This window comes from Dermacoccus sp. NHGro5 (assembly GCF_017565385.1).
Classification (GTDB): domain Bacteria; phylum Actinomycetota; class Actinomycetes; order Actinomycetales; family Dermatophilaceae; genus Dermacoccus; species Dermacoccus nishinomiyaensis.
The window spans coordinates 1-13,458 of sequence record NZ_JAGEKQ010000022.1 but is presented as its reverse complement, the minus strand read 5'-3'; the positions used below and the strand labels follow the sequence as shown (position 1 = coordinate 13,458).

The window sequence follows — 13,458 nt, the reverse complement described above, 5'->3', positions numbered from 1 at the left end:
TTGTGGGGTCTGCCGATTCGCGCTGGGCATCATCGACACGTCATTCGGTGCGCGCTCGAGCCCCGGTGGGGGCATGACCCGTGGTCACCGCGCAGTGCGCCGCCCGCTCGTCGCAGCACACCTCCGCCCGACCTGGCGCCATATGTTCCACGTGAAACATGTCGCGCCAGGCCGACCGGTGGCGTCTGGCAGTTGCCTCAGTTGCCCTGCGTGCCCTGCTGGTTGACGCGGTTGTTCGAACCCTGGAGGCGATCGATGTGCTTGCTCGCCTCGGCCTTCGTCAGCGTGGCGGGCAGCGTCTCGCCCGCCTCCTTGGCGAGCGTGTCGAGGTACGACTTCTGCGCCTCGGTCATCGGCTCGTCGCCGGTGGCCCACTCGTCGGGGTCCCGCTGCAGGGAGGCATCGTTCGGGCCACCCTGCGTCGGCTCCGTCGCGCCGAGCATGTCCTGGCCCTGCTGAGCCTGCTGAGCCTGACCGTTCGGGGCACCCGGAGCGTGCGCCCCGAGGGTTTCGTCGGGCTGATTCGTATTCATGTCAGTCATGCTCGTGAGGCTAGACCGAGGCACCGACAACCGCTACACCCTCGGGCGTGATTTCGCCGGCGCGACGCACGCGCAGGACACATTCGGCGCACTGTCAGACGCGTCACGCCGTCGCCGGATCGCCGTCGAGACCTCCAGGGACAGAGCGGGCCGTGACCTCGGGGTCAGGGCCGGCCAGCACCTGGTCGGAGGCACTCAGCTCACTGGTTGGGCGTACGGGGGCTGGTGCCGCCGGTCGTCTTGTCGGGCACAGCGTCGGCGCCGTTGACGACGTTCGCCTCACTGTCGGTGCCGAAACCGCTGCCGCCTTCGGAGACCTCCCCAGCGCCGCCGGGCTTCTGGCCGTCCGCGTCGTCGTTCTTGGCTGCTTCGTGGATGTCTTCGCGAGTCATGTCTTCACTCTAGGACGCGCAGGCCGCTGGTTCACCACCCACGCGGATGGTCGGACGCGGCGAGCGCGCAGCACCGCGAAGGCGTCGAAGAAACCCTCGGAGAGGCGTTTCGACGACGTTTCGGGTTGACTAGAGGGCAAAGTGCTCGGCGCCCCGGCGTCGAACGAGCCTCTGCCGAAAGGTGAACCGTGACCTCGAAGAACACCGGTGCCCGCCACAACGCCGGCCTCGCCGCTGCCGGCGCCAGCCTGGCCGGAACGGCCCTCACCGCCCTCACCGCGGCACCCGAGAAGATCTCCTCCCTCGTGCATCGCCGCTACCCGACGGTCGCCGTCACGGGCATGACGGGCGTCGGCAAGACGCGCCTCGTCGACCGTCTCGCGCGCCGCACGAGCCCCGACGCCGTCACCGAGGCCGGCTCGGCGACGATGGAGCGTCGGACGTCGAAGTCGCCGCGGCTCAAGGGTTTCCGCTTCCGCGTCGTGCCCGGCGACAACGCCGCGACGCGCCTCGCAGCCCTCGACGAGGTGTTCTACGAGGAGCCGGTCGACGGCATCGTCCACGTCGTCTCCTACGGCCACGCGACGCCGCGACACGCCGGCGGCACGAGCGGCGCCGCGCCGTCACGCACGCGCGAGGAGCAGCTCGCCGCGGAGCTGGAGGACTGGACGATCACCGCGCACCGCATCGCCGCGATGGCGGTGCGCCGAGCCAAGCCGATGTGGGTCGTCATCGCCGTGACGAAGGCCGACCTCTACCCGAACGACATCGACGCGGCCGTCGACTACTACTCACCCGGCAGCAGTTCGCCGTTCGCCGCGAAGCTCGACGAACTGCGCTCCCTCGCCGGTGGAGCGACGATCTCGATCGACGTCCTGCCCGTCAGCGCCGAGAACTCCAAGGAGCTCGACGCCCTTGTCGGCAAGCTCGAATCCCGCATGGCGGCGCTCAGCGGCCACCTGTGACGTGAGCGAATCGGGCTGCCGGGCACGGGTTTCAGCCGGGTCGTCTCGGTCGGCATGGCGCCTTCGCCACGGCCGCCATCTCTGCCACAGTGGAGGTGCGGCACGGCGTGACGTGTCGGCACCGTTCGACGACAAGGGGAACTCATGCGCACCGTCCCAGCTCTCACCGCCGCGGGCCTGCTGACGCTCGCGCTCGCCGCGTGCGGAAATGGCCAGGACGGCGGGTCGCAGAACGCCACGGTGGCGCAGTCGTCCGCGTCGTCGACGACGCAGCAGGCCGCACCGAGCCAGACGCCCTCCGAGCGCAGCTCTTCCGCGTCGTCGTCGACGTCCCCGAGCACGTCCTCCAGCACGGCCGCGAGCGCCTCGTCCGCGTCGCCGAGCGCGAGCGACGGTGCGTCGGCGAGCGACTCCGCAGCGCCGCAGGCGAGCGCTACCGGCTCGGGCGCGGCGCCGTCCGGCAGCCAGAACTCGGCAGGGCCGACCGCCTCCGCGAGCAGCGCACCGTCGACGAGCGGCACCGCGACGGCGTATGCGTACGCGGCGACGGGATGGTCGCAGTTCACGACGCCCACGGGCCGCAACTGGTGCGACATGACGAAGGGCGTCGTCGGCTGCCACCTCACCCCCGAGGTCTCGGCGAAGCACGGCGGTGCGAACTACATCATGCTGACGCCGAAGGGCGTCGGTTTCCTCACCGGTGACCCCGGTTTCGACACCGACGGCGAGGCTGCGCGCTGGACGTCGAGCGTGCCGAACGCACCGGTGACGAAGAAGGACGGCACGGCCGTGCTCGGCTACGGCAGCAGCTTCACCTCCGCAGGAACGACGTGCACGAGCAACGTCAGCGGCATGACGTGCACGAACGCGGTCGCGAGCTTCACCGTCAGCACCGGTGGGGTGACGATGACGGGCAAGCTCGATCCGACGCGTCAGAACTGACGGCCCGCCAGATCATTGCCCGCAAACGCGTCGAGGATGACGATTTCCGGGCGATGATCGCTGACGGCGAGCGCGCTCAGCGGCGCCCCACGGCGTCGATGATGGCATCCTCGCGCGAGCCGGGGTCGACGTCGAGCACCTTCGCCCAGGCCGGCACCATCTCGGCGCCGAAGTAGCGGTGACCGTAACCGCCGGGCACCTCGTTGGAGACGAGCATGTCGGCGCTGACCTGCCAGAAGGTGACGAACGGAGCCCAGCTCATCTGCGCCATCGGCGTGTTGTCGCGCGTCTCACGCAGCCACTCGGGTGAGTTGAACATCAGGCGCGGCGACCACCACACGACGGGGTCGGACGGGTGCTGCAGGTAGACGACGCGCGGTTTCTGCCACGCGCCCAGAGGGCGGTCGTACTCGTCGGCGCCCAGCTGCGACGGTTCGCCCGCGAAACGGATGTGACGCCCGCCGTTGATGACAGGGTCAATGGTCGTCGAGCCGGGCGCGCGCTCACGCGTCAGCCGCGCTCGGTTCGGCGAGAAGGCGGGCGTGCCGCTGAGGACGCCGCCGTCGGTGCGCTCCAACATCTGCTGCGGCGAGTCGAACGAGTCGTCCGCGCCGTAGGCGCCGAGCGATTCGCCGGTGAAGTACACCTTCGGGCGCTGGGCCGCGGGCATGGCGTCGACGCGGCGCCGCACCTTCTCGAGGAGGATCTGCGACGCCTTGCCGGGATCGCGGGGCGCGGTGAGCAGGCCGAACGCCGACGGCAGGTTCGAGTACGCCATCCCGACCGCCGAGGTGTCGCCGCCGAGCAGGTACTCGAACGAGGCAGCGCCCCACAGGTTGACGTATCCGGTGCTCGTCGGCGTGATGACGAGCATCGCCTTGCGCTTCCAGGCGTCGGTGCGGTCGAGCTCGGCCACCGCGAGGTCGGCGCTCTTCTCCAACGACTGATTCGCGCCGACGAACACCCGCACCGGCTCCTTGGCTGGCTTCTTCGTCACGTCGGCGATCTGCTTCGCGTCCGGCCCCGCGGCGACGAACTTCGCGCCGTCCTGGCCGAGGCTGTTCCACGTCAGTGGCAAGCCGGGGCCACCACTGCGCAACGACGACGTCGGTGCGTACTCACCGCGCGGCATCTGCTGGTTGACGCGGTCTGCGTTGCCCCCGACGACGGCGAGGACGGCGGGTTCGACGACGACGTCGATCGCCACGACGACCGTCGCGACCGTGATGACCGATGCGACGAGACGGGCCGCTGCCTCCCGCACGATGCGTGAGGAGACCTTCGTGAGGAAGAAGCGGGTGAGCCCGGCGAGGCCGCGCCAGACGAGGATGAACAGGACGAACACGACGACCGCGACGAGCGTCGAACCGGTCGGATACCACCACCCCGGCCCGTCGACGTCGACCTGGCGGCTGACCTCCCGCTGCCAGTCGATCGTCGCCTGCGGGAAGCTGATGACGATCAGGGCCGCGAACGCGATGCCGATGCGGCCGAGCAGCACGCGTCGACGCGGGTTCATCGTGACACGCAGGCCCAACCAGCGCGCCGTCGCGTGGACGAGGCGCCCCAGCGCGAGGCCGAGAACGTACCCGCACACCCCGCTCAGCGCCGCGACGAGGCCCTGCATCCACCAGGGGCGCGGCAGCAGTGACGGCGTGTTCGCGATGATGTAGAACAGCGCGGCGAACACGAGACCCGTGTGCGAGAAGCGTGCGAGGAGCAACCTGACGCGCGGCGGCGCGGGGGCTGCGGTGGACGGCATGAGGCTCCTCGGATCGGGGTCTGCCCCATGGTCCCAGAGCGGCACGACGCATGCGCCCCGGTCGCGTCGTCACCTGCGGGGCTCGCGGCCACGCAGGTTCGACGCCGGGGCGCGTGCGTCGTGTTCAGGTGAGGCGTGCGCGCGTGCGTCGTGTCATGCCTGCCGACGCTCGCGGCAAACCACCGCGCTCAGCGGCGGCCGCCGTCAGCTCTCGTCGGCGTCGGCGTGCTGGCCTTCGTCGGTGCTGCCCTCGTCGCTGCGACCGCCGCTCGCGACATCATTGTTCTCGCCGCCGTCGCCGCCGGTCTGGGCGCCGGGGCCGCCGTCCTGCTGGTCGACCTCGGGGGTGTAGTTCTCGCTGCTCGTGTCACTCATGGCACGAACCTACTCCCGTGACGGCGCCGCGCGCCACCGTCCGCCGGGGTGCAGACGCCATCGGAGCCGACGCGTCCTCGACGCGTCAGGTCGCGGGCCCGGTCACGCGCCGGGCCGCGCCGCGTCAGTGGCGCGTCAGTGGCGCATCAGTGGCGCATCAGTGGCGCGTGACGAGGACGGGGCAGTCGGCGTGCGTGACGCAGTAGCCGCTGACGGAGCCGAGAAGCATGCCCGTCAGCTCGCCGTGGCCGCGGCTGCCGAGCACGAGCAGCGCCGCCTCCTTGGAGCGCTTGACGAGCACATTGCGCGTGTCGCCCTCGATGACGTGCGGTCGCACCTCGATGCTCGGGTGGTCGGCCTGCACCTTCGCGACGATCTCGTCGAGCATCTGCGTGCTCTCCTGCGCCGGGTCGAAGTTGGCTTCGAACGCCACGGCGTAGCCGTAGTTGGTGGGCCACTGCCACGTCGCGAGGGCCTCGAGCGGCTGCTTCGTCAGCTCGGCGTGCTGCGCGGCCCATTCGAGGGCGCTCAGCGACGACGGCGATCCGTCGACTCCGACGACGATGGGCTTGGTCGTGTTGTCAGCCATCCGAGGCACCTCTCGTGAATGTTGCGATGAGCCCGACGCCGGGTCTCACCTTCACGCTAGGGCCGCGACGCGCCCCGGGGCCAGGGACCTTTGGCACGGATCGAGCGACCACCCCATCGAACCCGGACGAACATTGCCCGCGAACGCGTCATCATTGACGCGTTCGCGGGCAATGTTCGTCCGGAGCCCTCGGCTTCGGGCGCTCAGTGAGCGTCGGCCGCGTGGCGGCCCGTCCTGCGGTGCGGGTTGGTGAACATCACCGCGGCGATGATGCCGACGATGAGCACCGCGGCCGGCAGGTACAGCGTCTCGCCCATGGCGCGGGCGAACTGCTCGGCGACCTGCGTCGGCATGTGACCGCCGCCCGCCTGATGCGCGCCACCCGCAGCCTGCTCACCGAGGTGGTGGCGAAGGCGCGAATCCATGAGGGAGGCGACGGCGGCGGAACCGATGACGGCGCCGATCTGACGTGTCGTGTTGTAGATGCCCGAACCTGCGCCGGCGAAGCGCGGTTCGAGGGTGCGCGTCGCCGTCACCGAGAGCGGCGCCCACATGAACCCGTTGGCCACACCGAGCAGGCAGGCGATGGCGAGCAGCCACCAGATCGACGTGTCGGCGCCGAGCATCCGGCCGTACCAGAACAGGGCGACGGAGAAGCAGACGAGCCCGAAGCCCGCGAGGATCGCGGGGTGCTTGCGGTCGACGAGACCACCGACGACAGGGGCGAGCAGACCGGAGATGACGGCCATGGGCGCGAGCAGCAGCGCGGCCTTCGTCGGCGAGTAACCGAGCACGGCCTGCGCGTAGATCATGATCGGGAACGACATGGCCGTGATCGCGAACCCGACGGACGTGATAGCGATGTTGGCAAGGGAGAAGTTGCGGTTCGCGAACAGGTGCAGCGGCACGAGCTGCTCACCCCTGTATCGCCGCTCCCACAGGATGAACAGGACGAAGAAGACGAGGCCGAGGATGATGAGCAGCGGCACAGAGATGATGCCCGTGATCGTGCCCCAGTCGTACTGCGCGCCTTCTTGGATGCCGAACACGACGCAGAAGAGCGCGACGGCCGACAGCGCGACCCCGACGAGGTCGAACTTGTGCGCGTGACTCGGCAGCGACGGCACGAGCTTCCACGCCATCGCGAGACCGATGAGGCCGACGGGCACGTTGACGAAGAAGATCCACTCCCACCCGGCATGGTCGACGAGGACACCACCGAGGATCGGGCCGACGAGCGTCGCGACACCCGCCGTCGAACCCCACACGCCCATGGCCTTGCCACGACCGTCCGCGGGGAAGATGCGCGTGATGATGGCCATCGTCTGCGGCGTCATGATCGCCGCACCGAGACCCTGGACGACGCGCGCGGCGATGAGGACGCCGACATTCGGGGCGAAGCCGCACGCGGCCGACGACAACGTGAACACGGCCAGGCCGATGAGGTAGAGGTTCTTCGGGCCGAAACGGTCACCGAGGCGTCCGGTGATGAGCAGCGGCACCGCGTAGGCGAGCAGGTACCCGCTCGTCACCCACAGGACGTTGTTGAGGCTCGTGTCGAGCTTGTCGACCATCGTCTCGGTCGCCACGGAGACGATCGTCGAGTCGACGAGGATCATGAAGAACCCGATGAGCAGGGCGCTCAGCGCAGCCCACGGGTTGATGTCGGGCGCGGCGCCCGGCGTCTTCGCGCCCGCATCTGCCGCAGTTCGGCGCCCCGACGCGGACTGCTGCGGCGGGGCGCCCGTGGCGACGGACGCGCCCGCGTCAGAGTGGGCGGCGCCTGCGGCGGGAGCCGCAGGCGCGCCCGACGTCGCGGACGCGTCGTCGGTCAGTGGCTGGTCGGCCATGTGAGTTCCTTCGATTCGATGTCATGGACGACGGAGGCGATGTAGTCGCGCTCGGTCGTCAAAGTGGCGAGGCGGTGTTCGTGGGCGAGCATCCAGATGCGTTTCGCGCCCTGGTTGCGCCCCTGCTCGAGGCTGTCGCGCATCTGGGCGATGTGCTCGTCCAGGACGGTGACGCGCTCGGTGAGCAGGCGCGCCGCGCGTTCCGGGCCGAGAGCCTCGAGCTCGCCGAGGGCGAGGGAGAACGAGAAGTAGGGGTTCTCGACGACGGTGATGGCGGAGCTGATCCACGCGACGAGGAGCTCGCGCCCCGCGTCCGTGAGGCGGTACGTCGTGCGGGGCGGGCGGTTGCCGTCCTGCTCGGTGCCCACGACCTCCGCGAGGCCGCGCGCCACGAGCCCGTCGACCTTGTGGTAGAGCGACGCGGGCCGCAGCTTCACCCACTGATCCTCCCGGCGCGCGCGGAGGGTCTGGATCATCTCGTACGGATGCATGTCGCGCTCCGCGAGAAGACTGAGGACGGCGACCGCCAGCGGCGCCACTTCCAGGGGGTCTGTTGTGGTCACGCGATGACTATTCCACATGGACTATTCAAAAACGAAACCCTCGTTCCCGTGACCTTGCTCACCCGCCCCGTACGCAACGGCGATCTACGTCCACCTCTGCGAATTTCGTCCACCTTCGCGACTCATGGCCACATCGGCGGTTCTTGGTCACATTCACCCCTGAGCGAAGCGCACGGCTGCCCCGGCGCGACGCCCGTCGCGCCGGGGCAGCCGTAGACGTCAGGAGAGGTCGGCGAGGATCCGCTCGGCGCGGGCGCCGGTCGACTGCGGGTTCTGACCCGTGTAGAGGTTGCCATCGGCCCCTGAGGTCGCGGGTCGTACCGTTAGGGCATCGAGCAGACCCTCGCTGACTGACCGGGCGAGCGAGTCTGTCAGCCACGAGCAGAGCACGAGCGCGTTTCACGTGAAACACCACACCGTCAGGCCGCGGCGCCCTCACCCTCGACGAGGCCCTGCTCGACCCAATCGCGCGCCGACAGGCTCGTCAGCGCATAGACGACGAGCAGGTCGACGGAGAGGGACAGCAACGCGCCGAACGTCGGCCGCGTGCCCTGCAGGTACTGCCACATCTGGCTCGCCTGCGACAGGGTGACGAGAGCGATCATGATGAGTCGCGCCCACACCCCGCCGAAGAACGTGCGGTACGCGAGCCACAGGATCGGCACATACGTCAATACCCCGATCCACAGGGCGACGTTCGTCGGCAACTCGGCCGGAACGTCGCCGAGGACGTCCCGGCCGTTCGGCCCCAGAACACCGTCGCCGCCCCAGACGAGCGCCGCCATCGACACGAGGGCAGAGGCCACCGCGAGCACGCAGGCCGCGACGATCGATGGCGGGCGACGCCCCACCGTGCCGAGCACCTGCCCGTCCTCGCTGGCGCCGTACACCGTCGCGCCCGGGGCGACGGCAACGGCGGTGAGGTCGACGACGGGCAGGTCGCCGTCCGTCATCACTGCGTCGCCGCCGCCGTTGCGGCTGTGGTAGCCGCTCGTGAAGTCGTGGAGCATCTCGACGCTGACGGCCGGATCGGCGTCCGTCACCGTGCGCAGCACGTGGTCGCGTTCGGTGTCGATGTCGCGGGCGATACGGTGCGTGACCTGCAGCGTGAAGAACGACAGGCCGACGCCGGAGTCGAACGTGCCCGACGCGAGCCAATCGACCCGCCGGCCGCCGGGCAGCAACCACTCGTCGGGCGTCGGCCAGAACCGTACGTGGTGACGTTGCGACGGGTTGCCGTCCACCTCCTGCTGGTAGGCGAACTCCTGCGTGCGCCGAAACAGCACGAGCGGGCTGACGGGCGCCTCGGCGTAGCTGCGGCGCAGCAGCGACGACACGACGATGCGGACGCTCGACCCGAGCGTCACCGGGTCGGCCTTGACCCACCCGGCGCGCGTCATCGTCTCGTGGATCTGCTGTTCGTCGCCGATGAATGCGAGGTTGAGGGGATCGCCGAGGCGCCCGTCCGTCGTACGGCTGCAGCCGATGAAGTAGTCGGGCACGTAGATCGTCGTGAGGACGCGGTGCAACCGTGGCAGCGCCAGGTAGGCCATGACGGCCCAGAACCCGACGAGCAACAGGAGCAGCGACCACGACCACGTCGCCTCGCGTAGCAGCAGCACGGCGAAGACGAACGAGCAGATCATGACGGCGAAGAAGAAGACGTTCTCCAGCCATGCCAGCCCGAGATGCCGGCCGAGGCCGCCCATCATGACGACCGGCTCAGCGGCCTCACCCGCGCCGGATTCGCGGACCGGGGCCAGGGCGCGCGAGGGGTCGGTGCTCGCGCGTGTCTCGCTCGAGCGTCGGTCGCGTTCCATGGTCCTCCCCCCCGTCACGACCCCCTCCGGACGAGGGTGCGCACCCCATTGTCCCCCGCGTTCGCCCCGCATCCCGGCCGGCGGCGTGGCGGTGGCCGTTGCGGTTGGCGACCGAACGCCGGGAGGCCGAACGCCGACGCGCCCACCGTCGGCTGTCGAAGTTCTCGGCTCGAGCTCTCGTGTTCCACGTCACACACGGCAATACTGAAGAAGGAGGTGTGTCCAACACGCACCGACTCGAGAACAGGAAAATGCCATGAACCGTTTTGTCCGCACCACATGCTTGACGACGTTCGCCGGAGCCGCCCTGTTCAGCGCCCCCGCCTACGCAGCCCCTACGGCCGGGCCCGGCGTGTCGGCGACTCCAAGCATCACCTACACGACCGACGGCACCACCGTCGCATTCAACTTCAACCTCAAGGGCACGCAGCACTATGCCAACGGGCCGGATCACACGACGACTCGTACCCCTGGCCCCATCTCCATGAGTGTCGACTTCGGTGACGGCAAAGGCCGTACCGGCGGTGATTCCGGCGTCCTGCAGTGCACCTCGAAGGGCGTCTCGCCACTCAACTTCTCGTCTCCTTACCAGTACCGCTACACCAAGCCCGGCACATACAAGGTGAAGCTCGACTTCTGGTACTGCGGTGACGCCAACAACTCCCACGTCACGAAGACCGTCGACGTGAAGATCGGCGCGTCGGCGCAGCCCGTGCCCACGCCGTCCAAGCCGGGAACCCCCGGCGGCACGACGACGGGTTCGACCACTGTGGGCCCGAAGGTGCAGACCGACATGACGCACGAGGGCAGCTCGACGAACACCACCGCTGCGTTCGCGAGCGGCGCGCTTCTCGCCGCAGCGGGCGGCACGCTCGTCGTTCGCCGTCGCACCCGATGACGGATCCGGCGAGCGGCCAGTCTTGCTGGCGGCCCTCGCCGACACCCGGCAGCGGAACGGCCCGAACCTCACGAGAGGTTCGGGCCGTTCCGCGTGTACCCAGCCGGGGCGCCGGGCAGTGGCTCAGGTGAGTTCGAGGTACTCGTCCCAGCCACCGGGCGGCGTCTCGCCGGGAGCGAGGGCCTGCAGCTTCTTGACGACCTTCGGGTCCTGCGCGTCCATCCAGTCGCACAGCTCACGGAAGGACACCATCTTCGCGTCCTTGTGCGCGGCGACCTTGCGCATGACCTCCTCGACGGCGTCCATGTAGATGCCGCCGTTCCAGCCCTCGAAGTGGTTGCCGATGACGAGCGGAGCGCGGTTGCCCTCGTACGAACGGTTGAACCCGGCCATGTAGGAGTCGACGGCCTGCTTGCGCCACGTCGCGTGCATGGCCGGGTTGCCCTTCGTCACCTTCGACTGGTTGAACATGATGTTGTAGTCCATCGACAGCACCTGGAAGCGCGTGCCGGCCAGCGGGATGGACTGCAGGCTCATGTCCCACAGGCCCTTGTCCTTCTTCGGCCACATCTGCAGCGTGCTCTTGCTCGTGTCGTAGCGCCATCCGAGCTTTGAGGCCTCGGTGCGCAGGTTGTCGCCGCCCTCGAGGCAGGGCGTGCGTCCGCCGATGAGTTCCTTGTCGTAGTCGAACGGCAGCGGCGGCAGGTCGTGGAATCCGGTGTTGGTCCGCCAGTTCGCGACGAACGAGCGGGCCTGATCGATCTCGCTGCCCCAGTCGCTCGGCGACCACGTCGAGCCACCCGTCGGGCCGCAGAAGTGGCCGTTGAAGTGGGTACCGATCTCGTGGCCCTCAGTCCACGACTCACCGATGCCCTTGATCGTCGCGTGGACGCAGTCATCGGGCAGGAAGTTGATGTCGGTCGCACCAGGCTTGTGGTGCGGCGCATGGTAGAGCGTCTTCTTGCTCTCGGGCAGGAAGTAGATGCCGGAGAGGAACAGCGTCATGTGCGCGCCGGTTTCACGTGAAACCTTGCGGAAGCGCGACAGCAACGGGTTGTCGACGAGCTCGGCCGCACCGTCCCACGACACGACGACGAACTGCGGCGGCACGTCGCCCTTCTTGAGCTTCTTGGGCTTGTAGAGCCCCGGCTGCGGGCCGGTGTCGCTCATCGAGCCGTCGCCGATCGTCTTGCCCTGCGGGCTCGCCGACGACGCCGACGCCTTGGCCGAGCTGTCGGCCTTGACGCCCTTGCCGGAGCCGTCCGACTTCGACGACGTGCTGCATGCGGCGAGCGCCCACACGCCCGCGCCGCTCAGCACGGTGCGGCGCGCCACCGCAGCCTTCGACAGCGCCTTCGCGGTGCCGTCGTCGCCTCGTCCATCGTTCGTCGTTCCGTTGCCGTCAGCGGCCATGCTCACGTGTTCCTCCCGTTTGCCCCCGGTGTTCTTGTCTGCCGTTCCACAGTACGCGGGACCCCTGACGAGCGCCCAAGTCGACGCGCCGGACGGTGCGTCAGAGCAGGTCCTCCATCGCACAGCAGAGCACCTCGACGGCCGTCGCCCGCGCGCGGCAGGTCGACATCGGCACCTGGCCGAAAACGGCCTCGCGCGACGGGGCTGCGGTTCAGCGCCCGGGTCGCGTGCTCGTCCCAGGTGACGTCGACGAACCAGGCGCCGTCAGCCTCGACGACCGCGCGCACGCGACCGAAAGCGCACACCTCTTGGCGCACGGCGAGATAGGCCCAGATGACGTCCCCCGCCCGCATCGTGCGGTAGCCACTGCGCAGGCACCAGCGTTCGAGTGGCTGCGAGCGCCCGATGGCAGCCCACACCGCCGTGGCGTCCGAGCGGGTGCGCCAGTCGTCGGGCTGGTGCTCGGCGTGCGCTGCGGGGTTGATGGGCAGCAACCAGTGGGCGTCCGAGCGCGACGGCGTGGCTACGGAATCGATACTCGTCAGCTTTCCACGCCGCCGCGGTGTTCCGCCTAGTCTCGCTGGCATGACCGTGAATCACCTCACCGACGAGGATTTCCTGGCTCTCTACGGCAGGTGGGCGCCGCTGACCCCGAGTGACGTCAAGCACTTCTTCGCGAGCTACCCCGGCTTGTGGTGGATCGCCGGGGGCTGGGCCATCGAGGCCTTCACGGGTGCATCACGCGAACACGACGACATCGATCCGTCCGTACTGCGTGATGACCTGCCCCTGCTTCGACGTCATCTCGCAGGACGCCTGCACGCCTGGGCCGCCGCGGCGGGTTCATTGACCCCACTGCTTCCCGACGTCGACGCGGATGGCGCGCCTGACGACGTCCTCCCGCGCGGGTGCGGGCAGATCTGGGCGAGGCCGGATGCCGCGAGCGCCTGGGAGTACGACATCCTGCTCAGCCCGGGGAGCGAGCAAGAGTGGGTCTACAAACGCGATTCCCGCCTTCGCCTCCCGATGACGCGAGCCCTGTGGGAGCGAGACGGCGTGCGGTACCTCCGGCCGGAACTGCAACTGCTCTTGAAATCGCGCGGGTTACGCGACAAGGACGAGCGCGACTTCACCGTCACGGCGCCACTGCTCGAGCGTTCGACACGAGAATGGCTGCGGGATGCCCTGACGCTTACCGAACCGAACCACCCCTGGATCGCTCGGCTGGACGATCTCGGCGCGTGATGTCGTACGGCTCGCGGTGACCTTGCCCGAGATCGCGTCGGGAACGACGCGATCTCGGGCAAGGTCATCACGTTCAGCCGTGCACCGCGGGCGCTTGGCCCT

13 protein-coding genes are annotated in these 13,458 nt (G+C 69.1%); 4 read left to right on the top strand and 9 right to left on the bottom strand.

Annotation, left to right across the window (positions count from 1 at the left end; translation table 11 throughout):
• Nucleotides 1–197: 197 nt before the first annotated feature.
• Together J4Z35_RS10280 and J4Z35_RS10275 are read right to left on the bottom strand one after the other, a co-directional pair.
• On the bottom strand, nt 198–533 hold the full coding sequence (locus tag J4Z35_RS10280) for a DUF3072 domain-containing protein (protein WP_074046536.1): 336 nt from the start codon (nt 531–533) through the stop codon (nt 198–200).
• A gap of 209 nt (nt 534–742) precedes the next feature.
• Nucleotides 743–934 carry a hypothetical protein gene (locus tag J4Z35_RS10275; RefSeq protein ID WP_040014585.1) on the bottom strand — a complete coding sequence of 64 codons (192 nt, stop codon included), beginning with the start codon at nt 932–934 and terminating at the stop codon, nt 743–745.
• 188 nt (nt 935–1,122) lie between these two features.
• Here J4Z35_RS10275 and J4Z35_RS10270 point away from each other — a divergent pair, with 188 nt between their 5' ends.
• Nucleotides 1,123–1,899: a GTPase domain-containing protein gene (locus J4Z35_RS10270; RefSeq protein ID WP_131941934.1), complete on the top strand. Its 777-nt coding sequence runs from the start codon at nt 1,123–1,125 to the stop codon at nt 1,897–1,899.
• Nucleotides 1,900–2,043: 144 nt separating this feature from the next.
• Nucleotides 2,044–2,841, top strand: coding sequence for a hypothetical protein (locus J4Z35_RS10265; protein WP_131941936.1), 798 nt, complete (start codon nt 2,044–2,046; stop codon nt 2,839–2,841).
• A gap of 76 nt (nt 2,842–2,917) precedes the next feature.
• Here J4Z35_RS10265 and J4Z35_RS10260 read toward each other — a convergent pair whose 3' ends face one another.
• The 6 genes from J4Z35_RS10260 to J4Z35_RS10235 all read right to left on the bottom strand — a co-directional run bounded on the left by J4Z35_RS10260 (nt 2,918) and on the right by J4Z35_RS10235 (nt 9,800).
• The gene (locus J4Z35_RS10260; RefSeq protein WP_131941938.1) at nt 2,918–4,603 is read right to left on the bottom strand and encodes an alpha/beta-hydrolase family protein; all 1,686 of its coding nucleotides are present in this window, start codon (nt 4,601–4,603) and stop codon (nt 2,918–2,920) included.
• Nucleotides 4,604–4,807: 204 nt separating this feature from the next.
• The gene (locus J4Z35_RS10255) at nt 4,808–4,978 is read right to left on the bottom strand and encodes a hypothetical protein (protein ID WP_006945135.1); all 171 of its coding nucleotides are present in this window, start codon (nt 4,976–4,978) and stop codon (nt 4,808–4,810) included.
• A gap of 157 nt (nt 4,979–5,135) precedes the next feature.
• A complete protein-coding gene (locus tag J4Z35_RS10250) occupies nt 5,136–5,567 on the bottom strand; it encodes a universal stress protein (RefSeq protein ID WP_006945137.1) in 432 nt (143 codons plus the stop codon).
• Between the two features lie 203 nt (nt 5,568–5,770).
• Complete coding sequence (locus tag J4Z35_RS10245) at nt 5,771–7,417, bottom strand: DHA2 family efflux MFS transporter permease subunit (protein WP_131941940.1); 1,647 nt, start codon at nt 7,415–7,417, stop codon at nt 5,771–5,773.
• Complete coding sequence (locus J4Z35_RS10240; protein ID WP_040014584.1) at nt 7,399–7,980, bottom strand: PadR family transcriptional regulator; 582 nt, start codon at nt 7,978–7,980, stop codon at nt 7,399–7,401. Before J4Z35_RS10240 ends, J4Z35_RS10245 begins: the two co-directional genes overlap by 19 nt.
• Nucleotides 7,981–8,399: 419 nt before the next feature.
• Nucleotides 8,400–9,800 (bottom strand): LssY C-terminal domain-containing protein, encoded by a 1,401-nt coding sequence (locus J4Z35_RS10235; RefSeq protein ID WP_115296786.1) that lies wholly within the window; start codon nt 9,798–9,800, stop codon nt 8,400–8,402.
• A 256-nt stretch (nt 9,801–10,056) separates the two neighbouring features.
• Here J4Z35_RS10235 and J4Z35_RS10230 point away from each other — a divergent pair, with 256 nt between their 5' ends.
• Entirely contained in the window at nt 10,057–10,698 is a 642-nt protein-coding gene (locus J4Z35_RS10230) for a hypothetical protein (protein WP_136788961.1), read from the top strand.
• Between the two features lie 123 nt (nt 10,699–10,821).
• On the opposite strand, the gene J4Z35_RS10225 is transcribed toward J4Z35_RS10230, so the two are convergent.
• Nucleotides 10,822–12,111, bottom strand: coding sequence for a hypothetical protein (locus J4Z35_RS10225; protein ID WP_131942120.1), 1,290 nt, complete (start codon nt 12,109–12,111; stop codon nt 10,822–10,824).
• A gap of 585 nt (nt 12,112–12,696) precedes the next feature.
• Here J4Z35_RS10225 and J4Z35_RS10220 point away from each other — a divergent pair.
• Nucleotides 12,697–13,356, top strand: coding sequence for a hypothetical protein (locus J4Z35_RS10220; protein ID WP_074041282.1), 660 nt, complete (start codon nt 12,697–12,699; stop codon nt 13,354–13,356).
• Nucleotides 13,357–13,458: the final 102 nt, after the last annotated feature.

Excerpts from the sequence above, each read along its gene's own strand:
- J4Z35_RS10255 (WP_006945135.1), bottom strand. The coding sequence starts at position 4,978 with ATGAGTGACACGAGCAGCGAGAACTACACCCCCGAGGTCGACCAGCAG.
- J4Z35_RS10260 (WP_131941938.1), bottom strand. The coding sequence starts at position 4,603 with ATGCCGTCCACCGCAGCCCCCGCGCCGCCGCGCGTCAGGTTGCTCCTC.
- J4Z35_RS10275 (WP_040014585.1), bottom strand. The coding sequence starts at position 934 with ATGACTCGCGAAGACATCCACGAAGCAGCCAAGAACGACGACGCGGAC.
- J4Z35_RS10250 (WP_006945137.1), bottom strand. The coding sequence starts at position 5,567 with ATGGCTGACAACACGACCAAGCCCATCGTCGTCGGAGTCGACGGATCG.
- J4Z35_RS10220 (WP_074041282.1), top strand. The coding sequence starts at position 12,697 with ATGACCGTGAATCACCTCACCGACGAGGATTTCCTGGCTCTCTACGGC.
- J4Z35_RS10235 (WP_115296786.1), bottom strand. The coding sequence starts at position 9,800 with ATGGAACGCGACCGACGCTCGAGCGAGACACGCGCGAGCACCGACCCC.
- J4Z35_RS10230 (WP_136788961.1), top strand. The coding sequence starts at position 10,057 with ATGAACCGTTTTGTCCGCACCACATGCTTGACGACGTTCGCCGGAGCC.
- J4Z35_RS10265 (WP_131941936.1), top strand. The coding sequence starts at position 2,044 with ATGCGCACCGTCCCAGCTCTCACCGCCGCGGGCCTGCTGACGCTCGCG.
- J4Z35_RS10280 (WP_074046536.1), bottom strand. The coding sequence starts at position 533 with ATGAATACGAATCAGCCCGACGAAACCCTCGGGGCGCACGCTCCGGGT.
- J4Z35_RS10225 (WP_131942120.1), bottom strand. The coding sequence starts at position 12,111 with ATGGCCGCTGACGGCAACGGAACGACGAACGATGGACGAGGCGACGAC.
- J4Z35_RS10245 (WP_131941940.1), bottom strand. The coding sequence starts at position 7,417 with ATGGCCGACCAGCCACTGACCGACGACGCGTCCGCGACGTCGGGCGCG.